This is a genomic window from Paenibacillus sp. FSL R5-0713 (assembly GCF_037973325.1).
GTDB lineage: Bacteria > Bacillota > Bacilli > Paenibacillales > Paenibacillaceae > Paenibacillus.
In genome coordinates this window covers 5,842,871-5,869,178 of sequence record NZ_CP150229.1, presented here as the reverse complement: position 1 = coordinate 5,869,178, position 26,308 = coordinate 5,842,871, and the positions used below count along the sequence as shown (strand labels likewise).

The window sequence follows — 26,308 nt, the reverse complement described above, 5'->3', positions numbered from 1 at the left end:
GACCCATCAGCATGTCTGGGGGAATAAGGGTGGACAATTTGGAGAATAGGCTTGTGAGACTGGTGCTTAAAGGCGACCAGAGAGCCTTCGCAGAAATCGTTGAACTATATAAGGACAAGCTGTTTCATTTGGCATATCGGATGCTGAACAATCGTCATGAAGCTGAGGACGTTGTGCAGGAGACGTTTTTGCGTGTGTTTCGCAATATGGAGAAGTATGATCCGAACCAGAAGTTTTCAACCTGGATCTACCGGATCGCGACCAATCTGTGTATTGACCGACTGCGCAGAAAGAAACCTTCATACTCTTTGGATGCTGAACTGAATGATCAGGAAGGATCGGATGGTTATGCGATGCTTCCGAGTGATGATCGTACACCAGAGAGTGAGGCACTGCTGTCAGAGACGCAAACGCTCATTCGTGAAGCCATTGACAGTTTGCCAGCCAAGTATAAGTCCGTTATGATTCTAAGGTATTTACAGGACTTGTCGTTACAGGAAATCAGTGACGTGACAGGTATGCCCGTAACAACGATCAAGACACGCGTTCATCGGGGCCGTGATTTTCTACGTAAAAAATTGGAATACAAGTTATAAATGTTATACGCCTTGAAATATGGGCAAAATTATTTGAAACATATCCGAAACGGATGCGTATGTAATGTATGCAAGTCTTATGCGTGCTTTTTAATGGCTCATGGACTAAGTGATTTAAGAAAGGATTGGCTCTCATATGGATTGCAACTCGGCCGTCTCTTTAATGCATGAATGTTTGGATGAGTCGTTGTCCCCGGCCCAGAAGGTTGAATTAAAAAGTCACCTGGTGATCTGTCCGGATTGTCGCATGCGCTTTAAAGAGTTGGAACAGACGGAAATGCTACTCTTTGCCATGAAACACTATTCACCGTCTGCCTCTGATGAGCTGACCAATCGAATTATGAATGCTCTGCCCCAGCCCAAGAGACAGCAAATATGGCTCAAATGGGTCAAAGGACATCCCGCGCTGACGGCGGCAGCCTTCTTTTTGGTCGTGATGCTCTTTAGCGCCTTGAATTTCTGGAATCAGAATAACGAAATGGTTGTTAAGGGAAATAATCTGGACCAGATCGTGATTCAAGGTAACACGGTTATTGTTCCTGAAGGTAAGTCAATTGCTGGCGATCTTACGATAGAAAATGGAACCGCACAAGTATATGGTGATGTGAACGGCAATCTGACGGTTATCGACGGACAACTGTTTCAGGCTTCAACGGCGCATATTTCGGGTCAGGTGAAAAGTATTGATCAAGCGCTGGACTGGGTCTGGTACAAAATAACCAATATGGTAAATGAAGTGGCTTATCGCTAGAACAGGGTAAAATCTTCAATGGTATATACCAAGCAGGGTACCTCCAGATTGCATGGGGTACTCTTTTTTTATACGTAAACTTTGTAATTCATGGTAAATGTGATGTTTATGTGCAGTTTGAGACTGCCGTAACTTGCAACCTGAACGTTAACGTTATAACCTAGATACTAAAGAGAACATACTACTACATATAGATAAGCATTTTGTATATATCGAATGATGCAAAAATGCGTAGACAAAGGATTATATAAAATCCTAATGGGTTAATATGAGATCAGGGTTTACTCATCAATGGGGATAGCGGGGGCTGGCTTATGAATTATTTTGCTGACTTAACGTGGACAGAGTCCATTAAGGACGTTATCGATATATTGATCGTTACCTATATTATGTACAAACTGATTTTGCTTGTGCGGGGTACACGTGCTGTTCAGCTCCTGAAAGGAATTCTGTTCCTTGTGCTGATCTGGGCATTAAGTACGTGGCTAAACCTGTATACGCTCAAATGGTTAATGAACCAAATGTTTACGTTTGGTGTCGTTGCGGTGTTCATTATCTTTCAGCCGGAACTGCGTCGTGGTCTGGAGCAATTGGGACGCGGTAAGCTATTTGGTCGTTCAGCGGCAGCGAGTGATGAAGAGTTAACGGTGTTAATTGGTGAGATTATTAAGTCTGTTAATTATCTGTCACGGCGTAAAATCGGCGCATTGGTCGTATTTGAACGTGAAACGGGTCTGAACGATTACACAGAATCGGGTATTAAGATGCACTCTCTGGTCAGCTCGGAGCTGATGATTAACATCTTTATTCCAAATACACCGCTCCATGATGGAGCCGTCATTATACAAGGGAAACAGATTTCGGCGGCAGCTTGTTATTTGCCATTATCAGAGAATCCGTTTATCAGTAAAGAATTGGGGACACGCCATCGTGCAGCCATCGGGATCACCGAAGTTGCAGATGCGATCTGTTTGGTTGTCTCCGAGGAGACCGGACAAGTATCACTGGCGATGAACGGGCAGGTCGTTCGTGATATTAAGGAAGAATCACTGATTGCCAAACTGTATGAGGAGTTGCGCCCTACATCCAATCTGAAAAAGAATGGTTGGACAACCTTCTGGAAACGGAAGGGAGGACGTAACAATGGATAAGTGGTTTAACAATAATAACTTCGCCAAAATACTTGCGCTTGCGGTGAGTCTGCTGCTCTGGTTCATGATTCATCTGGATGAAGTACCAACCACCCCTACGATTACAACAGGCACAACCAATAAGGTTGTGGAACGTACGGTGCCTGTTCAACCTTATGGATTAGACAGCAACAGCTATGTGCTTACTTCATTAAGTACGGATGAGGTCCGGTTGGAGATTAAAGGACAGCGTTCGATGCTCACATCGATTTTTACCAATGATGATTACAAGGTACTGGTGGATCTGAGCCAAGTGAAAGATGGGTCGAATACACTGCCGCTTGTACCTGATTTGCCATCCGGGGTGGAAGTAGTCAGTATGGAGCCTTCCATGGTTACCGTAAATGTAGAAAAATTGGGCACCAAATCCTTCAATGTGAATATTGTACCCGAAGGGGAACCATCCGCCGGATACAGCGCTGGAGCGCCCGTGATTGAACCTTCGACGCCGGTCAAGGTAACTCTGCCGGAAGGACAACTCGAGGCAGTAGCGAAGGTCCAGGGCAGTCTGAGCGTAAAAGATGCCAAGGAAGATGTCATACAGAAAAAAGTGAAGCTTCAAGCATACGATGCTGAAGGTAAGGTCCTTGAAAACGCGATTATAACGCCTCAAACGGTTGAAGTCCGAGTTCCGGTCAGTCAGCCCTATACATCTATACCCTTAAGAATCAAATATTCGGGACAGCTACCAGAAGGCCTGGTTCTCTCCACAGTAGAGCCTAGCGTGAAAGAAGTCTCGGTTTATGGATCTGAGGATGCGCTTGCGGGTATACAGTCCTACGACCAAGTAACCCTTGATCTTACCCAGTTTGATCAGTCGGGTACATCGACAGTTAACGTGGACTTGACGCCGCCTTCCGGTTTTGAGAAAATCGAGCCTAGTTCGATTCAGCTCAAGGTAACCATATCACCATTTGACGAGGCAGAGGAGACAACGAAAGTCTTTCCGAACGTCCCCATCACACTTACCGGTGCGGGAAATGGACTGGAAGGGACGCTGGTTACGCCTCGAAGCGGCGGTCTGAACCTTACACTCACAGGCTCACCAAGCATGCTTGAGGGTCTGAGTAGTGAGGATATCAAGTTGACAGGTGATCTTGCTGGACTTGCGGTTGGAACGCATGAGATCAAGCTTGAAGCCGAACTGCCCCGTTTTGCCAAACTGGATGAATCGTCCAATGCTCTGAGTGCAACGGTCAAAATTAGCGAAAAGGCTGAAGACACAACGACTACTCCTAGCGAAGAGCCGACTGACGAGGGAACGGTAGCACCTGATCCTTCACCAGCCGAGGTCGAAAATGGGGGAACTGAGCCTGTTCCTGATGAAGAAGAAACGGAATCGAATACGGATACTCAGGATCAGGGCCAACAGGGGAACACAAACAGTCGAGGTAATTTAAATAATAATAACAGCGGTACTGGCAGTAAAAGTGGCACGAATCCGTAAACGTTCTAATTTTAAAATTCTCAAAAAATAATATTAGTGCTCGTATATGATGCGAATAGAAGGAGTTAAATCATGGGGAAATATTTTGGTACAGACGGTGTAAGAGGAGTTGCCAATAAAGAGTTAACGGCAGAGCTTGCTTACAGCATTGGACGTTGTGGTGGTTACGTGCTTGCAGGTGGTGTGGAAAGACCAAAAGTGGTTATTGGCATGGATACTCGTATCTCGGGATTGATGTTGGAATCCGCACTGGTTGCAGGTCTGTTGTCCATTGGCGCTGATGTAATTCGTCTGGGCGTTGTATCCACTCCGGGAGTAGCATATATTGCACGTTTGCTGAAAGCTGACGCAGGTGTGATGATCTCGGCTTCCCACAATCCTGTAGAGGATAACGGTATCAAGTTCTTTGGGGGAGATGGCTTCAAGCTGTCCGATGAGACAGAGAACCGGATTGAAGAGCTGATGGATGCGGAGACAGATCAATTGCCACGACCAGTGGGTGGCGGTCTAGGTACAGTAACGATGGATGAGGAATCCCGTTATCGTTACCTCGACTTCCTGAAAACGACGGTTAATGAGTCGTTCTCTGGTCTTAAAATTGTTTTGGACTGTGCGAACGGAGCAGCTTATGAGCTGGCACCGAAATTATTCAGTGAACTTGGTGCAGAAGTCATTGCCATTGGCGCTGAGCCAAACGGCCTGAATATTAATGAGCAATGTGGCTCAACGCATCCAGAGAACCTGAAACAGGAAGTGCTCAAACATAAAGCGGATCTGGGTCTTGCTTTTGACGGGGATGCAGATCGTCTGATTGCTATTGATGAGACTGGCGCTGAGGTGGATGGAGACTTCATTCTGTGTATCTGTGGTGATGCCATGAATCGTGCAGGCAAGTTGAAGGACAGCACCGTTGTATCAACGGTTATGAGTAACATCGGATTCTACAAAGCAACAGAGAAACTTGCACTGAAAACAGCTAAAACTGCAGTAGGTGACCGTTATGTGATGGAGGAAATGCGTCGCGGCGGTTACAACCTGGGCGGAGAGCAATCTGGCCATGTTATTTTCCTGGATTACAATACAACGGGAGATGGCATGCTGACTGCGATTCAACTCGTGGATACGCTCAAGGCTTCCGGTAAAAAACTGAGTGAGCTCAAAGCGCTAATGACCCAGTACCCACAAGTATTGGTGAATGTGCGTGTTGAAGATAAGAGCAAATATGAGGGCAATTCTGCAATTGAGCAAGCTATTGCTACAGTAGAACAACAACTTGGCGATAATGGGCGTGTGCTCGTTCGTGCTTCTGGGACAGAATCTCTGATCCGTGTTATGGCAGAAGGACCAGACAAAGACGAACTTGAACAATTTGTGTCTCAAATCGCAGATGTAGTTCAAAAAGAACTGGTATAGGATTGGTACGTGTTCAAAAAGTCTGGTTTTCAGTACCAAGAAGATGGAATGAAGATAGAAATGGAGTAGCGGAGCGTAGGCAAACTACGTGAGCAACCACAATGTTTCCAAAGGAAACATACTTCGTAAGCCTCCTGCTTATTTCGGCTGAATTTCATATTCGATGCTGATAATGCCATTAGGCATGATTCGTAATCAAAAGCGGACTTTTTGAATTTCCTCTATTCATGAATATTCCTGCGTCCCGGCCTGATGAGACCATAGGTCCGATTATCCGGTCGGGATTGTGGGTAAATATGCTGAAATTGTCACAGGTACTTTGCTCCATTGCAAAATGGACCTGACGTGCATATAATGAGTGGAGTCGTCATTCAGACACAGAAAGTGAGGAACGTAAGGTTACAGTTACACAAGCGCCAGAGCTTGGAGTTGCGCGGGAAGATGTTGATCAGGATTTCTTCTAGGTTGAAGAACGGCTGATTAACATCAACGGCAATCAAGCTGACGAGGTGGAGGTGTTCGGATTGTTCGGCGGGGACCTCCCGGTGAAGCACCAGAGCCGTAAACCGGATTGCGGAAAATGGATAGGTGACTGTCCACACAACGCGCCGGTGCAGGTGCAAGAGTCATACTAAAATTCAAATGAATGTGCGTGAAGAGCGTAAACAGTACGCGGACGGGAAAATGATGTACATTCATGATTGCGTTCATAACAGCTTATGATGACAGCGGGGCGACACGAGGTCGCTCTGATCATTGATAATTGAATAAGTACCAAGTATTCAAGAAACGCTAGGCAATCACTCATTTTTCCGATATGCCGCCTCTGCCTGTTTCTCTTCGTGACACAGTATTCATATACAAACGGAGGAAATAAACTATGTGCGGTATTGTTGGATATATTGGTAATAAGAACACTCAATCGGTATTGGTCGAAGGATTGAAGAAACTCGAGTATCGTGGTTATGATTCTGCAGGTATTGCGGTATTCACACCAGAAGGTCTGCAAATCACGAAAGCTCTGGGTCGCCTTGCGAACCTTGAAGCCAAGCTGGATGGTGCACCACTGGTAGGTAATGCCGGAATCGGACACACACGTTGGGCTACTCATGGTAAACCATCGGATGAGAACTCTCATCCACACACAGATGGAAGTCAGAAGTTCTCTGTTGTGCATAACGGTATTATTGAGAACTACCTGGATCTGAAGGACGAATTGATGGCTCAAGGTCATACGTTCACTTCCGAGACAGATACTGAGGTTATCTCTCACCTGATCGCACGTGAATACAATGGTGATATCGTTAAAACAGTACAAAAAGTGATCACGTTGTTGCGTGGCGCATTTGCACTGGGTGTGTTGACTGAGCATGAGCCTGAGAAACTCGTAGCTGTGCGTCAAGCAAGTCCATTGATTATCGGTATTGGTGAAGGCGAGAACTTCATTGGTTCCGACATCCCGGCAATTCTGGAACATACACGTAACGTGTACATTCTTAATGATGGTGAAATGGCTGTATTGACACATGATGCTGTCGAATTGATGACGATTGAAGGCAACTTTATTTCTCGGGAAATGATTCGTGTCGATTGGGATGCTGTAACCGCAGAAAAAGGCGGATTCGAGCACTTCATGCTGAAAGAAATTCATGAGCAACCAAAAGCATATCGTGATACAATGTTGGGTCGCATCGATAATGAAGGCAAAAAAGTTCAACTTCCTGAGTTGAAAATGACTGAAGAACAAATTAAAAATATCCGTAACGTTCAAATCATTGCATGTGGTACAGCGTACCATGCAGGTCTGGTTGGACGTACAGTGATTGAGCAATTGGTGCGTATTCCGGTTGAAACAGATGTGGCTTCCGAGTACCGTTACCGTTCCCCAATCGTGCACAAAGATACACTCGTAATCGTAGTGAGCCAATCTGGTGAAACTGCCGATACGCTTGCTGCATTGCGTGAAGCACAATCCAATGGCGCACATGTACTTGCAATCACAAACGTCGTGGGCAGCTCCATTGCACGTGATGCAGATGATGTTATCGCAACATTGGCAGGTCCTGAAATTGCTGTAGCTTCTACCAAAGCGTATACTTCACAGTTGATCGCGTTCAACTTGCTTGGTCTGTACCTTGCACAAGTTCGTGGTACTCAAACTGCAGGAGAAATTGCACACACGCTGGCAGCGATGCAAGCATTGCCTGAGCAAGTGGAATCCATGTTGGAACAAGCGGAAGCAATCAAAGGATATGCAGAGCAAATCTCCAAACATGAACATCTCTTCTTCATCGGCCGTGGTCTTGACTATGCAGTAGCTCAAGAAGGATCGTTGAAACTGAAAGAGATCTCTTACATTCACTCCGAAGCTTATGCTGCAGGTGAGTTGAAACACGGTACGCTTGCATTGATCGAAGACGGTATCCCTGTTATTGCCCTGGCAACGCAGGAGAACGTACTTGAGAAAACAGTGAGCAATATCAAAGAAGTGAAAGCACGTGGCGCGGATGTACTGGCGATTACGTACGAAGAGCACGTAGCACCATTGCTGAAATCCGTAGACCAAGCGTTTGCGATTCCTAAGACGCTGCCACTCTTGAGCCCGGCTCTGTCTGTAGTTGCGCTGCAATTGCTGGCATACTACGCTTCCCTGGCACTGGGTCACGATGTGGATAAACCACGTAACCTGGCGAAAAGCGTAACGGTTGAGTAAGGTTGATTCTGAATTTATTTTTTAAAAGTAAATAGGTATTTAAAAAGATGATATGACCTGGTCATATCATCTTTTTTTGTTATTCAGTATACTGATTATAGGAATTTTCATCATCAATAGATCTAAGTTGAATGAACATATTGCAAACGAAGAGAGGTTAAAATGATGGAGACATGTGCGGATGTGTTGATCGTGGTCGATCTACAAAATGGCGTTTGTTATGATGGAAATCATTTGTATGATTTGAATAACTTACTGAATAGAGTGAATAGAAGAATTGCATTGTATAGAGAAATACATAAACCGATTATATTTGTTCAACACTGTGATGAAGCATTAGTGCCAGGAGAAGAACCATGGGCGATACATGCCGATCTTGATGTTCAAGAGCAAGATTTTTTTGTGCAGAAAATGCATGCGAATTCGTTCTACGAAACAAATCTGAAAAGTCTGTTGGACCAATTAGCTGTAAGTCGTATCGAGTTCTGTGGCGCCCAAACAGAATACTGTATGGATGCTACAATAAAATATGCTCATGGATTGGGATACGACAACTATATGATACAGAATGGCACTTCCACTTTGGATAATCCATGGATGTCTGGAAAAGAAACGATTTCTTTTTATGAAAACATATGGAACCATAGATTCTTGAAATGGATAGATGGTGGATCGTAGAACAACGGATCGTACAAAACTCGCCACATAAAATCTCTAAATAAGACCAAATCTCTGTATCACTAACATAAAATTGAAGGCATATAGAAGAGGTCCTAATGACATTAAATATGGTCATAGGACCTCTTTTTTATTTAAATACAAGTACGCGTTTTCTATATTAACAGTGGTCTAGATAAGAAGGAATGTTTAAAGCTATGGGTTACGCCCAACTCGTAATCGTTTCAACCGGAAGACGATAGGAAGGATAGCCATCTTTGGCTGCTTTACCTATGGAAATCAACATCACGGGCTGGAAACGCTCTTTATCCAGGCCGAAGGCCTCAGCAATCTGGGCTTTATCATAACCGGCCATAGGATTCGTATCATAGCCATGAGCACGGGCAACGAGCATGAGTTGCATGGATATGAGGCCTGAGTCAATGAGGTTCATATCACGCAGTTCGGCTGGAGTTATGTTTGCATAATAAGGTTGTACCTGCTGCATCTGCATATCCATGATGTCTTGTGGCATATATCCAAGTTCCACCGATTTGCTGAAAATCTCCTCCATGTACTCAACATTGTTAGCGTCGTAAAATACGGCAATGACAGCGGAAGACGTTAGTGCCTGTGTCTGGTTAAAAGAGGCCAGTGGTGCAAGCTTTTCTTTGCCTTCAGCACTGTCGATGACAAGAAAACGCCACGGTTGCATGTTAATCGCCGAGGGGGCACGTGAAGCTTTCGCCAATATTTCGGTCATCTCCTCGCGGCTGATTTTCACTTCAGGGTCGTAAGCTTTAACGGAATGGCGCTCCAAGACGATGGTATCAAAATCATTGGTTTTGTTGAATTGGCCGGTAATTGTATTCATATCGATCTCTCCTCATATCTATATTGGTGAGATTAGGATATCGGTGGTTATATCTGCATCCGTCTCACTATGAGGATTGTAAACTATGAAGTATACTTTATAGCAAGAAGAAGAAACGGGGCGATTTAGATGAAGATTAGTGAAGTAGCGAACAGTGTAAACCTTCCGATTTCCACGATTCGGTACTATGAGAAAATAGGAATTATCACGGATGAACATGTGCTTAGAGATCAAAATAACTATCGGAAATATGCGCAGAGCATTATTCAGCATCTGGCTGTGGTGAAACAATGTGTGGCTGTAGGCTTTACGATTCATGAGATCCAATCGATGATCTCTAAAAATGGGTTTTCAAGTAAAGATCAGGCAAGCATCATCCAAGCGAGAATATCAGAAATTGAAGAGGTGCAAAAAAAATTAGAGAATTCCAAACAAACTCTGTACGAGCTTCTTAAATCGGATATCACGTGTGAGGATGGATTTGGTAAGTACTGAGCGGGACGTACCTCTTGAGCTTCTCAGTCAGTATATTTTTACATCATATTGAAACAATAGAGTACCGACCCTTTTGTAAATGTAGATTACCGGGCTTGCCAGCTTCCACCTTCACCTCAGTGGCAAATACACCGGGCATCCGCCCGTCTGGGAACCAGGGCATCTTTTTATCAATCACAATAAACATGCCTTCTGCATTACCTGTGGGGGAGAATTTCTTTCCATCTCCCGCAAAGGGATCAAGGTGATAATGCTCATTCAATGTGCTCATCGTCTCAGGAACATCATCCACAGGCAGACCGATTTCACTAATACATATCAGATGCTTCGCTTCGAAAGCTTCATCGACTGCATTATCGAGTGAGTGGTGAGCGATGAATTCCATCAAGTTGCCGCTTGGGTCATAGAAATAGAAGGCTGTTGCATCCCAGTAGGGGAAATAAAATTGATCTTGTCCATCCTTGGAAAGCAACGGAATGTTACGGTTTTGGGCCCACTTTTTTGCATCAGCGAGTGTATTCGTTGGAATCGTAAACGCTATATGATAGTATGGATTCTCTTCCTCCGGTGCCTTCTTGAATGCAAGGACCGAGTCTCCTGCACGGAATGAAACGAATGTTGTATCATCCTCCACAAGCTCCAACTCCAGTAGTCTACCGTAAAACTCTCTCATGGCCTCGATCTGATGTGTCAACAAACTAACTTCTCTTATTTTCAATTCAATACCTCTCCTTCTAAACTCATCATTGATTGAAATACTCGATCGTTTTCTCAATAAATGCCTTAGCCGATTGCGTCAGGTAACGGTCGGACCGATGGATGATCTCAAAGTGTCGGTATGGTGGATCATCTGTAATTCGAATGCATCTTAGCGTGGGTTCATTCATGGCTTGGATCAGAGGATAAGGCAGCAGTGTTCCTCCAACGTTGGCTTTGACCAGACTAATGATGGAGGTTGCCGAACTGGTCTCCATGATGGTATTAAGGCTAAAACCATATTTACGACAATAGTCATCGACTAATTCCCTGCCGGTAAATCCTTCGGGGAACATCACCGTTTGAATATCACGTAACTCCTGAATTTTAATCGTGCTGCGGTCAGCCCAATCATGATTCTCGGAAACGACAAGTACGTATTCTTCACTGCACAAAGGAATGCGTACAAGCCGATCATCAGGGGCAGATGTGATCTCTATACCGATGTCGACTTCATTCTCCAACACTTGATTCACGACATAGATCGAAGAAATAACCTTCAATTGCACCTTGGGGAACCGGGCATGAAAATCAACGAGCAATGGAGTGATACGGTAATCCAAATCGGATGGAAGAACACCGATAACCAATCGTCCCCGCTGATCATTGCGGAATTCTGCTAGCGCATCCTGGGTATTCTGTAAATGCCGAATCATCTGTACACAGTGCTCCAGAAATAGGGTACCTGCCTGGGTCATCACAATTTTTTTGCCGACACGGTCAAACAAAGGAACACCAAGTTCATCCTCCAACCCACGTATTTGTTGACTCAACGTAGGTTGAGATATACCAAGTTTCTCAGCCGCCCGAGTAAAGTGAAGCTCCTCGCACACGGTAATAAAGTTTTCCATCTGACGAATTTCGATGGGGAATCACCTCGTATCATTGGTTTTAGTAATCATTTTAATAGAAATAATAGTATTGTTCAATCATTCTAATGATTCTATACTTAATCCTATACCACTCGAAGATCATGTCATTAATGATTTGGATCTTGGATAAGGGCAAAGATATTACTACCATGAGGTGATTCATAATGAAACTACTTTATATTGTATTGGCACTGATTCTGGCTTCACTAAACTTAAGACCATCCATTACCTCCATATCTCCTCTGATGAGTACCATACAGAATGATCTGGGTTTGAGTGGCATGACGGCCAGTCTGTTAACAACACTACCGGTATTATGTATGGGCATATTCGCTCCGTTCTCCGTAAGACTAAGTCGAAGGTGGGGGACCGAGGGTGCTATTGTACTGGCTTTAATTTTTATTGGAATAGGTACAGGATTACGATTGTTCGTGGGTGCAACTCCGTTGCTGATGTTTACTTCTTTTTTATCCGGTGTAGGGATTGCATTGGCAGGGCCGCTGTTGTCCAGCTTCATTAAGCAGTATTTTCCTAACCGAGTAGCGGCCATGGTCGGCATCTACTCTACTGCGATGGTGATGGGGGCCAGCATTAGTGTAGGATTATCCGTTCCGCTCCAGCATATGCTGGGTGGATCTTGGAGAGGGTCTTTGGCCACATGGACATTACTTGCAGTCATTGCATTGCCGATCTGGTTAAAGTTAGCCTGGTCTGCGCGTAAAGATCGACAATCCGGACAAACTCCGTCTGTCATTCATGCGCCACTACCAATGAAGAACAAGCGTGCATGGGTGCTGACCTTATTCTTCGGACTGATGGCAGCGATCTTCTATTCATTAACCGCTTGGCTTGCAGCAGCGATTCAGGGTCTGGGATATAGCCAAGAGACTGCTGGCAACGTCCAAACGTTATTTACGTTAATATCACTGCCCTCAACGTTATTCATTCCCATGCTTGTACACCGATACCAAAGACGTGTGTTCTGGCTTGTTGGATGTGCGTTGCTGGAATTGATAGGGGTCCTGATGCTGAATCTCTCTGTCAGTCCGTGGCTCGCGGCGATCCCGCTTGGGATTGGTGCAGGTGGGTTATTCCCGATTGCACTGATGCTGCCGATTGATGAGACAAGCAATGCTCAGGAAGCCAGCAGCTGGTCTGCCATGACGCAATCTGGTGGTTATATTCTTGGCGCACTTGGGCCGCTGGCAATTGGTTGGCTTCACGACCTGACAGGCAGCTTAGTGCAAGCATTCTATGGTTTGGCTATCATCATTGTACTGCAGATCATCGTGCAAATAGCTGTTGGCAATAAGAAGAGCACGGAAGTTGTTGGCCAGAAGCGGAGCTAAAAGTCATGTGAAGAAAATGTGTATAGAAAATATAGTCTTTATACATGATCTAACAAGTCCATATAATACTGTCGCAATGATTCCTTTAACGTGTCGGGTTCCATAATTCGAATGGATTTACCGAATCCTGCGAGGTATCTCACTATGAAATTAAGTTCATGAGGCTCATACGAACCTGCAAGAAGCATGTGTGCCTGTTCACTGCCCGATTCGTTGACGTGTATGATCTGCATGGAGGGAAAATGTTCTTGCCGGAAAAGTTCAACCCCGGCTTCGTCAATCCGACATTGAAATGGAATAGCATCTGGTGATGGTTCCCATAACAAATGGGTATCCTGTGCATGAAGCTCAATCACGTGAGCCAAAGGTTCAATGTCGGACACTTCGGCTGATATGATCCGGTCACAACGGAACACCCGGTACGCTTCTTTTTGCAGATCATAAGCCTGGCAATACCAGTAGCCTTTCCTCGCATAGAGTGCTATGGGTTGGATGGTGCGAATACTGGTGTTGGACGTGCGGGATGATGGATCTGATTGTTCAGACTCTGCAAGATTCGCAGGGGATGGCCTATGATCAGGGGATATCCGCTGATTAGCGTAAGTAACCTGGATCACTATATTCTGCACAGCAGCCATCAACAGAAACTCCAAATGTGCACTATCTCGGATCTGCTCCGTATGTCGGAAGGAAACCCGGTGTTGGATATTCTCAATATTTTGTCGTTGCTTGTCGGATAACGCACTCATAAATTTCTCATGAATGGTACGGAAAGAGACCTCAAAGGGTAAGCTGGAGAAGCTTCGGAGAGCCTGCATCGCAAAATAAAGGGCATGAAGCTCACCCGTATTGAACGAAATGGGAGGCAGCTGCATCTGTTGCAGCAGTCGATATCCGCCGTAGCGTCCATATTCGACATAGATGGGCGCACCCAACTCTTCCAATGAAGCGATATCTCTAATCGCGGTTCGTTTGGAAATCTGAAACTCCTGCATAAGATCTTGCAGGGTGAACTGTTGTTTTTGATTAATATAGCGCAGCATCTGGTTCATGCGTTCTGATTTTTTCATATCTAACCCTCTTAATGGTGCCATGGTATGGCACCTTTCGTTGTTATAGTGATAAGTGTAATTCAATAGGAACAAGGAGGCAATAACATGAACTTTGAAGTGGTACCATTTTTGTCGATGAACGGGGATGCGGCGGCAGCCATTGCTTTTTATGAGGAGTTTCTGGGCGCTAAAGTCATATTCAAAAAAAGTTATCAAGAGATGAAGGAGATGAACCCGGGCTTCGAGTACCCTGCTGGTCAAGATGAGTATATTACACATTCGGTACTTGAGATTGGGGTTAACAAAGTCATGATTGCGGAAGAAGCAATGGACACGGAGAGAGCATGGCAGCTGGGGAACAGCACATCACTATGTATTCAATCCAAGGATAAACATACGATCGATCAACTGTATCATTCTCTGATGCAACATGAGGGCGTGAAGGTACTGGTACCTTATGAGCAAAATGAATTTAGCCCAGGTTATGGCATTGTACGGGACCCGTTTGGCATTGCGATTCAGCTATGTGTGACGGTACATGATTTTTAGATGAGATGAGAACCCTTGGGGCTCAATTGGTACGTAACTATAACTAACTTAAAAACATTACAAAGAAGAGCCATGAATAACATGCGCTCTTCTTTGGCTTTTCTATAAAAGGTCGTTGGAGTAGCCAGAAGGTCCCGCAAGTCCAAAACGTTACTGCATATCATTTATCAGATCACTATCGTTCATTTATGTGCTGAGCGTTACCGCTTGAGCTAGTCATTTTTTCACACCTGGGGATGTCGACCTTGATGGCGCATGTAGGGGAATGGGTAATGATTATAGCGACACAAAGGAAAGAAGGGATAACATGATTACGAGAGGTATCGACCATATTGGAATAACTGTACCGGACATGGAGCAGGCGACCCTATTTTTACAAGAGGCTTTTGGAGCCCAACTTGCCTATGACCATATAACGCCGGATGATCCGCCACAGGAAGGGCCTGAGACAGAGCGTAAATTAGGACTTCATTCAGGGGCAAAGGTTATTCATATTCGAATGTTATCGCTCGGGGAGAGCGCCAGTATGGAGTTATTTCAGTACGCAAATACAGTACAATCAGAGACAGTCAGAGCATCGGATTACGGATTACAGCATATGGCGTTGTATGTGGATGATATGCCGGAAGCTGCACGACGCTTCAAGGCAGCAGGAGGAGTGTTGTTAACAGAGCCTGGAGCGCTGTCCGGGCATATTGAAGGCGGGGAAGGGAATGAGTTTGTGTATGGAAGAGCGCCATGGGGGATGCTGATTGAGCTGATCTCCTACCCAGCAGGTATACAGTATCCACATCACAGTGAAGCGAAGCGCTGGACACCACAAAAAAAAGTATAAAGATGAGAATAATTAAGAAACAGGGCGATGCGCGATGAATCGTCCTGTTTTCCTCGTATATAACGGCCAGGCGGTTACTAAAAAACAGAAAAAATGTTAGAAATACAGAAGTGTATGCTGCTTTGCTTTATGTTACGATACGTAAAAGTAGATACAGAGACATTTTACGGATGGAATAAGTGGTTGTCAGCGGATATAGTGCAGCAGTTTCTCTTATAAAAAAATAAATGACAACAGGTGATCCAAAATGCTGCAAATTGGGTATCAATAGTAGAGTCATTAGAACCTGATGGATACATATGTTGTTGTGATTGTTGTTTTGCTTAGTTAAAGGCTATCTATTATGGAATGAACTGTGGGGGTTATCAAGTGCCTATATTAGCTATGGAAAAGAAAGATGTTGTCACCGATGCACTAGTCATCAAGGCGATGGAGAAAAGTCTGGCTATTATTCGATTCGATCTGAATCGACGGGTAACTTATGTGAATGAAGTTTTTGCCCAGACCATGGGATATACGGTAGATGAAATGTATGGAATGAAGCATCAGCAACTATGCTTCGGCAATTTTGCAAATACCCCGGAATATGACGCTTTTTGGAATAGTATATTAAATGGTGTCAGCTACCAAGATAAGGTTGAACGCAAGGATGCAAAGGGGAATTCCGTATGGCTTGAAGCGACATATATGCCGGTGTACGATGAGATGAATCAGAAGATACTGGGTGTCTCCAAAATCGCCACTAACATCACCAACCGTCAGAATAACATCTCAGTCGTAGTGAATGAGCTGAAAACGATGTCACATGAGCTGAATGGGCAGGCAGATGTAGGCATTGAACGGAGCCAGGAATTAATGTCCAGTATTTCCTATATCTCAGAGGTGTCGGCCACTAACCGTGCGACACTGACTCATCTTCAGGAACAAGCGGGATCGATTCAGGGCGTGGTGCGAACCATACGCGAGATTTCATCACAGACACAGTTGCTTGCATTAAATGCCGCCATTGAGGCTGCACATGCTGGGGAATACGGACGAGGATTCGATATTGTGGCGAAGGAAGTCAAGAAACTATCCGCAATGGTAGAGAGTTCGATCAATGAGATCCGTGATAGTGTGACTGGAATAACCAAGGAAATTGGTAATATTACAGGTGGCACCAAAAAAGTAGAGGAATACGTCGAGCGGAGCCAGCAGCAGATTGAAATTGCTTTGAATGACTTCATGGCAATCGCTGCATCGGCTCACTTGTTAGATGCCAAGGCAGAGCATGTAACCAGAATCGTATAAGAATATAATATTATTTATTGTTAGCGGTTCCTCACAGAGGAGCCGTTTTTTGTCTTTGGGTAGATTACTACCCACACAATGAGATTACGGGTTTGTCCTTAACGCATTTTAGGTTAGAGGGTCCGCAAAAAAACGGGAATTATTGTGATCAAACGGGGACACAATACTTGGGAATACCTGCAGCTTCGCATGCAGAGAAATGTTGGGGTGGGAACATGTGGTCAACAATTCTATCCTACGTGCCAGAAGGGCCCATATGGATTCAGGCATTCCTGGTTTTCATTATTCCAATTGGCATTACCATGACTACGCGCTGGATCAATGCCGCCATTAAGCGCGGAAGCTTCTCTCGTTCTAAGAAACCCTCGATATCCTCGAAGGATATCTCTCCAGCAGCCAAAGGACAGGGTCAAGGAACCGAGACAGGCCATTATGCCAATATTAAGTTAACGGAGAAGTATAGTACCAATCTGATTAGCGTGAAAGAAAGCTTCGGACAAAATGCAGATGTGCATATTCGGGAATTTACGATTAGGGGAACGAATACACGGGCTGCGGTCATCTACACCGAAGGTCTGGTAGATCAGGACTTGGTAGATGATCACTTGATTTCCCCTTTAATGTTAGAGGGCGTTCCCCTACTTAAGCAGGAGGGGTTTCTTCATCCAGACAACGCACATCTGTTGTCGGCATACCTGAAGGATCAATTACTTCCTGTCAGCCTGGTTGAGGAGACTTCGTCTCTCCAAGAGCTCTCAATTGGCGTGCTTTTCGGAAAAAATGCACTGTTGGTTGATGGGTTGCCAGGTGCTTTATTAATTGGAGGCCACAAGATCAAAAGTCGAGGTGTGAATGAACCGCTGTCAGAGGGATTGATTCGTGGACCCCGGATTGGTTTTACAGAGCAATTAAGCGATAACACAGGCATTTTACGTCGTTACGGAAGTGATCAGAGTCTCTTTATTCAAAAGTTTGAAGTGGGTTCACGGATCAAAAAAGAATTGGCGATAGCTTATATTCAGGATATTGCCGATCCCAATCTCGTTACTGAAGTCTGTAAGCGAATCGAAGAGATGGATATGGATTCGATGCTGGAATCAGGCTATGTGGAGCAACTCATCGAAGACAGTACCCTGAGTCCTTTTCAACAGGTACTAAATACGGAAAGGCCTGACCGGGTAATGGGTGCTTTGCTGGAAGGTCGGGTAGCTATTTTGTTGGATGGAACGCCATTTGTACTCGTTGTACCCGTGACCTTTAGCATGTTGCTTCAATCTCCCGAAGATTATTATGAACGTTGGATTCCAGGAACCTTTTTACGTATGCTGCGTTTTGTAGCTGCGATGCTGGCATTGCTCGCTCCTGCACTCTATATTTCGTTTATTTCGTTCCACCCTGGTCTTATCCCGACCAAGCTGGTTCTGACGATTATTGAAACGCGGACAGGGGTACCGTTTCCTTCGATCATCGAAGTACTGATCATGGAAATTTCCATTGAAATTCTGAGAGAGGCAGGGATACGGCTGCCTAAACCGATTGCGCCAGCGATGGGTATCGTGGGAGGTCTGATTATTGGACAAGCAGCAGTACAAGCAGGAATCATAAGCCAATTCCTGGTTATTGTCGTTGCGGTTACGGCGATCTCTTCCTTTACCATTCCTGTCTATAGTGCAGGGCTAACTCTGCGAATTCTGAGATTTGCCGCAATGTTTAGTGCCGCAGTTCTTGGTTTGTATGGCGTGGTTATGTTCTTCCTGCTTGTGTGCACGCATCTGGCACGGCTCTCAAGCTTTGGCGTACCTTACGTAGCTCCGGCCGTCCCTTATCACATCAATGAATGGAAGGATTTCGTTATTCGTGCTCCGTTGAACATGATGAGAATGCGTCCCAAAATGACAAATCCGCTCGATGAGGATCGTAAAAAGTAATCAAATTTTCCATCTACAGAAGCTCTGGAGGTGAACTAAAGTGAATGGCTCCCCACAAAAGATAACCACGACACAGGCCGTTATAATTATTGTGAATTACATGCTTGGTGCCGGAATCCTGACGTTACCTCGAACGACCAGTAAGGCTGTCGGAACACCGGATGTCTGGATATCCATTATTCTGTCGGGACTGATTATTGCAGGTGTCGGCATTATTCTGGTTACCTTGTGTCGCAGATTTCCGGGGAAAACGGTATTCCAGTTCACCCGTGAAATTACGGGGAGCTGGATTGCTTACATATTGGGATTTGCCATGATTATGTATTTTATGGTGATTGCCGCATTCGAAATTAGAGTCATGGCTGAAGTAACAGGGATGTATCTGCTTGAACGTACGCCCACATGGGCGATTGTTATGGTCTTCATGTGGATCGGTATATATATGATCTCAGGCGGACTTGGTGTCATAATACGGGTGTTCGAGATTATTCTACCGATTACAATCATTATATTTGTCATTGAAATTCTGCTGAGTAATCAGCTATTTGAGATTGGAAATCTTAGACCAGTGCTCGGCGAAGGTCTTATGCCTGTTTTCAAAGGACTTAAGCCTTCTCTATTATCATATACGGGGTATGAGGTGATGCTAATTATGACTGCTTATATGAAAAATCCGAAGAAAAGCAATAAGGCGATGAGCTGGGGCATACTTATATCCACCATTATATATTTGATTACGGTTGTCATGGTTGTAGGTAGCCTGTCCCTGGATGGAATCAAAACTCGAACCTGGCCAACGCTGGATTTGGTGAGAAGCTTCGAGATACAGGGATTAATATTCGAACGATTTGAATCCTTATTGCTGGTCATCTGGATTATGCAGATTTTTTCGACTACCGCGATCACACATTACTGTGCTTCGGTGGGTATTCGTGATTTGTTCCGTTCCAAAAAAATGAAGGGGATTATGTATGGTCTGCTTCCATTCATTTATGTGACAGCCATGATGCCCAAAACGGTTGATGATACTTTTGCACTTGGAGATATGCTGGGTAATGCATCTGTGTTTTTATTTGGCATTCTTCCTATGGTGTTACTGATGATAAGTCTGATTCGCAAAAAAGGAGGCAAACATGCATGATGCCATTCCGTATGCTCTTACGTTTAGCTTCTGCCTTTTGTATTCTGTTGACGCTGTCCGGATGCTGGAGCAGTCGGGAAATAGAGGATCTAAGTCTCTATGTTGGTCTTGGAATCGATGTCGGCAAAGAGACGGAATTCGAGAAAGACATCGCTGCTCAAGGAGGCTCATATCCTAAGAAGAACTATGTAACTGCCACGGTGCAGATCGCTCCGGGCTTCTCCAACAGTCAATCGAGCCAGCAATCCGGTTCTCCTTCTTCCGGCAAAACATCCTATGCCAATGAACAGCTCAGTGGAGATTCCATGTTGCAAATCTTCCGTCAGTTTGCGTTAAGGCGGGATCGACCACTTATTGGACATCATCTGAAAGTTATCGTCGTTTCCAAGGATATTGCCAAAAAATATGGTTTGGACCAATTGCTTGATTTTGTACTACGGGATAATGATATTCGACCGAACTGCCTGGTGCTGATCAGTCATCATTCTGCATTAGATGTGTTGACTTCACAGGACCCGTCTCGGATTCCGGCATTTTATCTCACAGGAATTACGAACAATTCGTACTTGTCCAACAAAATATTGGATCCTGTATTATTGTCTAAGTTAGATGCACAGATGCAGTCCGGTTCCAGCTTTCTGCTGCAAAATGTGTTGAATTCCCATGGAGAGGACAAGTTCTCTGGAGGTAGCATTTTTGATGGAAAAACAACGAAATTCATTGGAGAACTTAGTCAAACAGATCTTGAGGGTTTGTCATGGCTCAATTCCAAAAAAAAAGGAGGTGTCTTAAAAACACATAACAAGCAAGGATTCACCGTGGTATATGAAATCAAGAAGAAAAAGGTGAAAATTATTCCCAAGGTGGTCGGCAATGATATTTCATTCCATGTGAAGACTGAATCCGAAGGCTGGCTGATGGAGGATTGGCGGGCTCCGGAGGAAGAGGAGAAAGGTGAATATCTAAGAGAATTGGAAAAGGATTTTGCTGAGCTGGCCGAACAACAGATTCGTCAGGTGTTGTACAAACTTCAGCATACTTATAAAGTCGATGTAGCGGATTTTCGGGACAGCTTGCGTATTAAACATCCAAAGACATGGAAGAAAGTCAAAGGTGATTGGGATAAAATTTTCAGTACCGTGCCGATCACGTATGAGGTAAAGACCACCATTACCAATCCAGGGTCTTCCACAGAATAGCGAGATGTGCCATTTATGATATAAATATTGACACATTCATAATCAATCGCTATATTTATAAAAAATCATTTTCTTATCCAGAGAGGTGGAGGGACTGGCCCTTAGAAACCTCAGCAACAGATCTGAAGGATACTGTGCTAATTCCAGCGGGTGAACAGCCTGATAGATAGGAGCGTTTGTTTTTATTTGTCAGTAACGGCGCACTCTTTAGGAAGAGTGGGTCTTTTTTGTTTTTCTGGATGAAGAAGTAGGGAGCAGCAGGTATGGAGAACAACAACGACAAAGGGCATTTTCAGCGGAAAATGCAGGCACGGCATGTGGTCATGCTCTCTCTGGGTGGCGTCATTGGAACGGGATTATTCCTGAGCTCGGGTTATACGATTCAGCAGGCGGGACCACTGGGAACTATTCTTTCCTACTTGATTGGAGCGATCGTAGTATATCTGGTGATGCTCTGTCTTGGTGAACTGTCTGTTCATATGCCAGAGACGGGAGCATTCCATAGTTATGCGGCAAGATATATTGGACCAGCAACAGGCTATACGGTGGCTTGGTTGTACTGGTTAACCTGGACTGTTGCGCTTGGCTCCGAATTCACTGCCGCCGGTCTGCTGATGCAGCGTTGGTTCCCATCGGTAAACGTATGGATATGGAGCGCACTTTTTGCACTGATGATCTTTTTGTTCAATGCTTTAACGGTAAAACTTTTTGCGGAATCCGAATTCTGGTTCTCATCTGTCAAAGTAGTTACTATCGTAATCTTCATTATTATCGGTGGCGCAGCCATGTTTGGGTTCATCCCCATGGGGGATGCTGAACCGGCTCCATTCCTTTCCAATATTACAGCATCCGGGTGGTTCCCTCATGGGGCTACAGCGATATTGATGACTATGCTTGCTGTAAATTTTGCATTCTCAGGCACTGAGTTAATCGGTATTGCCGCCGGGGAGACGGAGAATCCAGAAAAGACGATTCCCAAAGCTATTCATACCACACTGTGGCGTTTGGTTATTTTCTTCATCGGAACGATTGTTATCTTGTCGGCCTTGCTGCCCATGTCGGACGCCAGTGTATTGGAAAGTCCTTTTGTAGCGGTAATGGAGCGGGTGGGTGTACCCTACGCTGCAGACATTATGAACTTTGTTATTCTGACGGCAATTCTCTCTGCTGCCAATTCGGGCCTCTATGCATCTTCACGGATGCTCTGGTCTCTGGCTGACAAAAGAACGATCTCTCCGTGGTTTGCCAAATTGACCAAGCGCGGGGTACCGCTGAATGCACTTCTGATCAGTATGGTGGGTGGTGCACTGGCTTTGCTGTCCAGCATCATTGCGCCAGGTACGGTGTATATTACGCTGGTCTCCATATCAGGTCTGGCTGTCGTTGCCGTATGGATGAGCATCAGCGCTTCCCAGTACATGTTCCGCAGACAGTATATCCGGGAAGGACATGCGATCAAAGATCTGGTCTACCGTGCACCACTGTATCCGGTGGTACCTATTGTTTCATTTATATTATGCCTGGCTTCATGCATAGGTATTGCCTTCGACCCGACACAGCGAATTGCGCTGTATTGTGGGATTCCATTTATCGCAGTATGTTACGCAGCTTATTATCTGACAGAACGTGTGAATAAGAAAAGAGGACAAGTACATGACACAAACACAACCGACTAACCCCATAGAACAGATCCTTCGTGAACATCCGGTCATGATTCTGGATGGAGCGCTGGCAACAGAACTTGAACAGCATGGATGTGATCTGGATGATCCATTATGGTCTGCACGTGTGTTGCTTGAGAATCCGGATGTTATTGTTCAGGTCCATACGGATTATTTTCGAGCAGGAGCCGACTGTGCGATTACATCCAGTTATCAGGCGACAGTGGATGGCTTCCGCAAGAGAGGCATCGGCGAGCAAGCAGCGTTGGACCTGATTCGCAAGACGGTGGAACTGGCTGCACAGGCGAGAGATGACGTATGGGCAGAAGTGCAGGAAGACGGAGTTGATAATACGGAAGCCAAACTGGATGGTGATCTGGTCCTCGGAACAGCACAACAAACGTCTGATGTCTTGGGGACCGGGGGCTTGGCTCGGCCACGACCGTTGGTTGCTGCATCCGTTGGACCCTACGGCGCTTATCTAGCTGATGGATCGGAGTACATCGGTCACTACGGTGTATCAGATGAAACGCTGGCTGCATTCCATCGTCCGCGGATGGCCGCGTTGCTTGAAGCGGGTGCTGATATTCTGGCTTTTGAGACCATACCATCCTTGCAGGAAGCACAGGTGCTGGTTGATTTGCTGAAGGAGTTTCCTCATGCTTATGCCTGGCTATCCTTTTCATTAAAAGATGGGACAAGCATCAGCGAAGGTACGCCGCTTAAGACATGTGCACAATTGTTTGGCTCCGAGCCGCAGATTGCTGCGATTGGCCTGAACTGTGCTCCTATGGAAGTGGTGACGGAAGCGGTGAGTATTCTCAGCCGTGCCAGCGATAAACCTGTTATTGTGTATCCGAACTCGGGAGAAGTATACGATGCTGCAACGAAGACGTGGAGTGGGCAGGGTACCTGTGGCAGTATGAGTGATGCTTCGGAACAGTGGGTTGCTGCGGGCGCACAGATTATTGGCGGTTGTTGCCGTACTACGCCACATCAGATTGACGAGCTTGCGAAGAAGTGGCGGAGCTGAAGTATATTTAGCCGATCCAGATCTGCGTGGAAAAGCCCTTTCTTATCTTATAAAGGATAGGAAAGGGCTTCTTTTGCATGAGCATACCTTCTTGCTACACTTTATTCCACGACAAGAATACGCGGCGATGCCTGACGAATCACCTTGGACGATACCCAGGATCCTAGAGCTGCGGCAACAATACTCAGACAAGCAAAGAGTATAATGCCTCCCCAGTTCAGAATGAGAGGAATCTGTACGATACCGTATCCGGATAGGACTTTTTCAAGTAACAGGGGGAGAAGGTATACGCCTACAATGACTCCAAGCATTGAACCAATCAGAGCTAATGCAACTACTCCGGCAGCAATGGAGAATCGGATTTTTCCAGATGTCATTCCAATCGACTTATATATGCCATATGTCTTGCTCTCTTTGCGAATGCTGATCCGGCAGGTGCTGAAAATAATAATGAATGTAACCAAAATGAACAGCAGACCCATTAGAGCCATGGGGTACACCAGAATGCTTGCAGCTTCTGCATAAACAGAATCCAGCAGCGTTTTTTGCGTGACGATGGAAGCAGAGTCTTTGAAACGCTCATTCAATTGGTTAGCAATGACATCCGCCTGTGAAGGATCGTTGACATTGATAAACGCGACATCTACATCTCTGTAATTCGGATTTACGCTTCGAACCGCTTGAGCTGTGATTCTTCCGGATACCGACAAGTCGGAGATGGCCTGATAGATGCCCGAAATCATAAACGTTCGCTTTTCTCCTTCAATGTAGAGATCCATGAGATCTCCTATATCCTTGTTAAACATCTTGGCAACACTAACTCCGATTGAAATTTCATTTTCGAGTGTCGGATTGTCTCCTCTCAACGTCTCAAAACCAAGATCCTGATAGCTTCCATCCAATACTCTTAGATAAAGACTGGTAGACTGGCTGGCCACATCGGTTGGATCATCTGGAAGGATAACTCCGGTGATGTTCCCTTGCCAGCCCACATTTTTGATGCGAGGGTCTTCTTCCAATACGTTCTGCAGCTCTGCTCTCGGAAACGTAGTTTTGTTTACAACGACTGCGGCAATGTTAGCATTGTCATAACCCCATTTGGCCGCCGTCTGATAGATTCCGGTAATGCTGGTCAGTACAACATACCCGAGAACAAGTACGGAAGCAGCCATCGTGGTTAGCAACAACATCAGAACCGAGCTTTTGCTGTTTTTGATCAGATTGCGTATACCGATGACAAAAGAGACGGGCAATTGTCCAAACAAGGCCTGGTTTGCGAGCGGTGAATTCATTCGTTGCGCCATGCGTACATTGTCGCTCTCCGACATACCGTACCGAATGGCCTGTACAGGCTCAATCATGCGAGCTTTTCTGGCGTATAACACGACGAATAAAATAACCAAGACGAGTAACAGCAGCCCTACAACAATAGCAACTCCAATGCCCTCAATTGGAAGATCACCCTGGCCAGTCCGCAGGGACGATACGGAGATGTTGATGATGAATTTGGAGACGATTACGCTAAGTACCAGCCCGGGAAGAACGGCGATGATGGACAGCAGGGCATATTGAATGACGTAAGTACCAATGGTGCCCCGGGAAGTGAGTCCCAGCGATTTAAGGATACCTATCGTTTTGTAGTTGGCCAGAATGGCGTCGGATATGGTGAAACCAATCGTAATGAGGGCAATAATCATCATGACGGCCCCTAAGAATATCATAATGAACCCAACGATCTGATTGATGATCAGATAAAAGGATGAGATACTTTCAAATTCCATTTTGGTTTCCATAAATGGACCACCCGTCTCGCTTGTATAACGATCCCAGTAGCTGGAGTTCGTACTGTAATCATCAAAATGGATGCCCATCATGTGAATATCTTTTCCCGCAACCGTACTAAAATCATTTTGGTAATCCGTACTGTTCATCCAAATTCTTGCCGTATTGGTGAACGGTGCTCCATAAGGAACATCCACAACAATAGCTGAAACTGCGAGGTCAAGTGTGGTAGATCCGGTTTTGAATTGAATGGTATCACCGACAGCAATGTTATAACCATTCGCCATGGAAGTTGGGATCCATATGCTTCCTTGTTCAGGAGCCGAATGCTGTGTACCACTTGCAAATACAAGTTCATCTACCCCCCACTGCGGAGGCGGCGTATTCATCATGTACACATACAGGTTAGGGATGTCAGTGCCGCCAAAAGTGATGCCCGACAAGATGCGGTAAGTAAGCAAAGGCGAGACTTGAACACCGTTCTGAGCAGCCCACCAGTCATGCACAGCTTGGGGACCATTCAGTCCTTTGTCGAACGTCAAGATCTGATGGGACCCGTTGGTCCGACTATGCATTTCCTTGAACTGGTTACCCGTATTGGCCATGATGATGACAGATGTGGACACCAGAAGGGTAGACAGCAAAATAAGCAGGGTGATGAGCAGGTTTTGAATTTTATTTTTACTCAGATAAGAAAAGCTCAGCTTTAGAATGACTGCCATAGG

At 45.2% G+C, this 26,308-nt stretch carries 22 protein-coding genes and 1 riboswitch; of the genes, 17 read left to right on the top strand and 5 right to left on the bottom strand.

Annotation, left to right across the window (positions count from 1 at the left end):
- Window positions 1–29: 29 nt before the first annotated feature.
- The 7 genes from sigW to MKZ12_RS26120 all read left to right on the top strand — a co-directional run bounded on the left by sigW (window position 30) and on the right by MKZ12_RS26120 (window position 8,788).
- The gene (sigW, locus tag MKZ12_RS26150) at window positions 30–596 is read left to right on the top strand and encodes an RNA polymerase sigma factor SigW (RefSeq protein ID WP_264933311.1); all 567 of its coding nucleotides are present in this window, start codon (window positions 30–32) and stop codon (window positions 594–596) included.
- Window positions 597–732: 136 nt separating this feature from the next.
- On the top strand, window positions 733–1,347 hold the full coding sequence (locus MKZ12_RS26145) for a zf-HC2 domain-containing protein (protein WP_339237968.1): 615 nt from the start codon (window positions 733–735) through the stop codon (window positions 1,345–1,347).
- A gap of 314 nt (window positions 1,348–1,661) precedes the next feature.
- Complete coding sequence (gene cdaA, locus MKZ12_RS26140) at window positions 1,662–2,498, top strand: diadenylate cyclase CdaA (protein ID WP_017692119.1); 837 nt, start codon at window positions 1,662–1,664, stop codon at window positions 2,496–2,498.
- Window positions 2,491–3,984: a CdaR family protein gene (locus MKZ12_RS26135; protein WP_339257554.1), complete on the top strand. Its 1,494-nt coding sequence runs from the start codon at window positions 2,491–2,493 to the stop codon at window positions 3,982–3,984. Before cdaA ends, MKZ12_RS26135 begins: the two co-directional genes overlap by 8 nt.
- 72 nt (window positions 3,985–4,056) lie before the next feature.
- Window positions 4,057–5,397 (top strand): phosphoglucosamine mutase, encoded by a 1,341-nt coding sequence (gene glmM / locus MKZ12_RS26130; protein WP_339237964.1) that lies wholly within the window; start codon window positions 4,057–4,059, stop codon window positions 5,395–5,397.
- Between the two features lie 880 nt (window positions 5,398–6,277).
- Window positions 6,278–8,110 carry a glutamine--fructose-6-phosphate transaminase (isomerizing) gene (glmS, locus tag MKZ12_RS26125; protein WP_339257552.1) on the top strand — a complete coding sequence of 611 codons (1,833 nt, stop codon included), beginning with the start codon at window positions 6,278–6,280 and terminating at the stop codon, window positions 8,108–8,110.
- 165 nt (window positions 8,111–8,275) lie between these two features.
- Complete coding sequence (locus tag MKZ12_RS26120; protein ID WP_339261527.1) at window positions 8,276–8,788, top strand: cysteine hydrolase family protein; 513 nt, start codon at window positions 8,276–8,278, stop codon at window positions 8,786–8,788.
- 202 nt (window positions 8,789–8,990) lie between these two features.
- Here the strand turns inward: MKZ12_RS26120 and MKZ12_RS26115 are convergent, their stop codons facing one another.
- On the bottom strand, window positions 8,991–9,641 hold the full coding sequence (locus MKZ12_RS26115; RefSeq protein ID WP_339237960.1) for a nitroreductase family protein: 651 nt from the start codon (window positions 9,639–9,641) through the stop codon (window positions 8,991–8,993).
- Window positions 9,642–9,770: 129 nt separating this feature from the next.
- Between MKZ12_RS26115 and MKZ12_RS26110 the strand changes: the two genes are divergently transcribed.
- Window positions 9,771–10,136 (top strand): MerR family transcriptional regulator, encoded by a 366-nt coding sequence (locus MKZ12_RS26110; RefSeq protein WP_339257551.1) that lies wholly within the window; start codon window positions 9,771–9,773, stop codon window positions 10,134–10,136.
- 43 nt (window positions 10,137–10,179) lie between these two features.
- On the opposite strand, the gene MKZ12_RS26105 is transcribed toward MKZ12_RS26110, so the two are convergent.
- Both MKZ12_RS26105 and MKZ12_RS26100 read right to left on the bottom strand, forming a co-directional pair.
- On the bottom strand, window positions 10,180–10,854 hold the full coding sequence (locus MKZ12_RS26105; protein WP_339257550.1) for a VOC family protein: 675 nt from the start codon (window positions 10,852–10,854) through the stop codon (window positions 10,180–10,182).
- A gap of 25 nt (window positions 10,855–10,879) precedes the next feature.
- A complete protein-coding gene (locus tag MKZ12_RS26100; RefSeq protein ID WP_339257548.1) occupies window positions 10,880–11,743 on the bottom strand; it encodes a LysR family transcriptional regulator in 864 nt (287 codons plus the stop codon).
- A 185-nt stretch (window positions 11,744–11,928) separates the two neighbouring features.
- Here MKZ12_RS26100 and MKZ12_RS26095 point away from each other — a divergent pair, with 185 nt between their 5' ends.
- Entirely contained in the window at window positions 11,929–13,113 is a 1,185-nt protein-coding gene (locus MKZ12_RS26095) for an MFS transporter (protein ID WP_339257546.1), read from the top strand.
- A 38-nt stretch (window positions 13,114–13,151) separates the two neighbouring features.
- Here the strand turns inward: MKZ12_RS26095 and MKZ12_RS26090 are convergent, their stop codons facing one another.
- On the bottom strand, window positions 13,152–14,183 hold the full coding sequence (locus tag MKZ12_RS26090) for a YafY family protein (protein WP_339257545.1): 1,032 nt from the start codon (window positions 14,181–14,183) through the stop codon (window positions 13,152–13,154).
- Between the two features lie 87 nt (window positions 14,184–14,270).
- Here MKZ12_RS26090 and MKZ12_RS26085 point away from each other — a divergent pair, with 87 nt between their 5' ends.
- The 8 genes from MKZ12_RS26085 to mmuM all read left to right on the top strand — a co-directional run bounded on the left by MKZ12_RS26085 (window position 14,271) and on the right by mmuM (window position 23,801).
- Window positions 14,271–14,714 carry a VOC family protein gene (locus MKZ12_RS26085; protein WP_339257543.1) on the top strand — a complete coding sequence of 148 codons (444 nt, stop codon included), beginning with the start codon at window positions 14,271–14,273 and terminating at the stop codon, window positions 14,712–14,714.
- 307 nt (window positions 14,715–15,021) lie between these two features.
- Window positions 15,022–15,549 (top strand): VOC family protein, encoded by a 528-nt coding sequence (locus tag MKZ12_RS26080; RefSeq protein WP_339257542.1) that lies wholly within the window; start codon window positions 15,022–15,024, stop codon window positions 15,547–15,549.
- A 369-nt stretch (window positions 15,550–15,918) separates the two neighbouring features.
- A complete protein-coding gene (locus MKZ12_RS26075; RefSeq protein ID WP_339257540.1) occupies window positions 15,919–16,839 on the top strand; it encodes a PAS domain-containing methyl-accepting chemotaxis protein in 921 nt (306 codons plus the stop codon).
- Window positions 16,840–17,054: 215 nt separating this feature from the next.
- Window positions 17,055–18,767, top strand: a complete 1,713-nt coding sequence (locus tag MKZ12_RS26070; protein ID WP_339237939.1) for a spore germination protein — start codon at window positions 17,055–17,057, stop codon at window positions 18,765–18,767.
- A gap of 40 nt (window positions 18,768–18,807) precedes the next feature.
- A complete protein-coding gene (locus MKZ12_RS26065; RefSeq protein WP_339257538.1) occupies window positions 18,808–19,908 on the top strand; it encodes a GerAB/ArcD/ProY family transporter in 1,101 nt (366 codons plus the stop codon).
- Window positions 19,905–21,107 (top strand): Ger(x)C family spore germination protein, encoded by a 1,203-nt coding sequence (locus MKZ12_RS26060; protein WP_339237935.1) that lies wholly within the window; start codon window positions 19,905–19,907, stop codon window positions 21,105–21,107. The genes MKZ12_RS26065 and MKZ12_RS26060 overlap by 4 nt, the downstream gene beginning before the upstream one ends.
- Window positions 21,108–21,177: 70 nt before the next feature.
- Window positions 21,178–21,280: riboswitch (SAM riboswitch) on the top strand.
- A 90-nt stretch (window positions 21,281–21,370) separates the two neighbouring features.
- Window positions 21,371–22,783 (top strand): S-methylmethionine permease, encoded by a 1,413-nt coding sequence (mmuP, locus tag MKZ12_RS26055; protein ID WP_339257536.1) that lies wholly within the window; start codon window positions 21,371–21,373, stop codon window positions 22,781–22,783.
- Window positions 22,761–23,801: a homocysteine S-methyltransferase gene (mmuM, locus tag MKZ12_RS26050; RefSeq protein WP_339257534.1), complete on the top strand. Its 1,041-nt coding sequence runs from the start codon at window positions 22,761–22,763 to the stop codon at window positions 23,799–23,801. Before mmuP ends, mmuM begins: the two co-directional genes overlap by 23 nt.
- A 101-nt stretch (window positions 23,802–23,902) precedes the next feature.
- Here mmuM and MKZ12_RS26045 read toward each other — a convergent pair whose 3' ends face one another.
- Complete coding sequence (locus MKZ12_RS26045) at window positions 23,903–26,305, bottom strand: FtsX-like permease family protein (protein WP_339257532.1); 2,403 nt, start codon at window positions 26,303–26,305, stop codon at window positions 23,903–23,905.
- Between the last annotated feature and the right edge of the window lie 3 nt (window positions 26,306–26,308).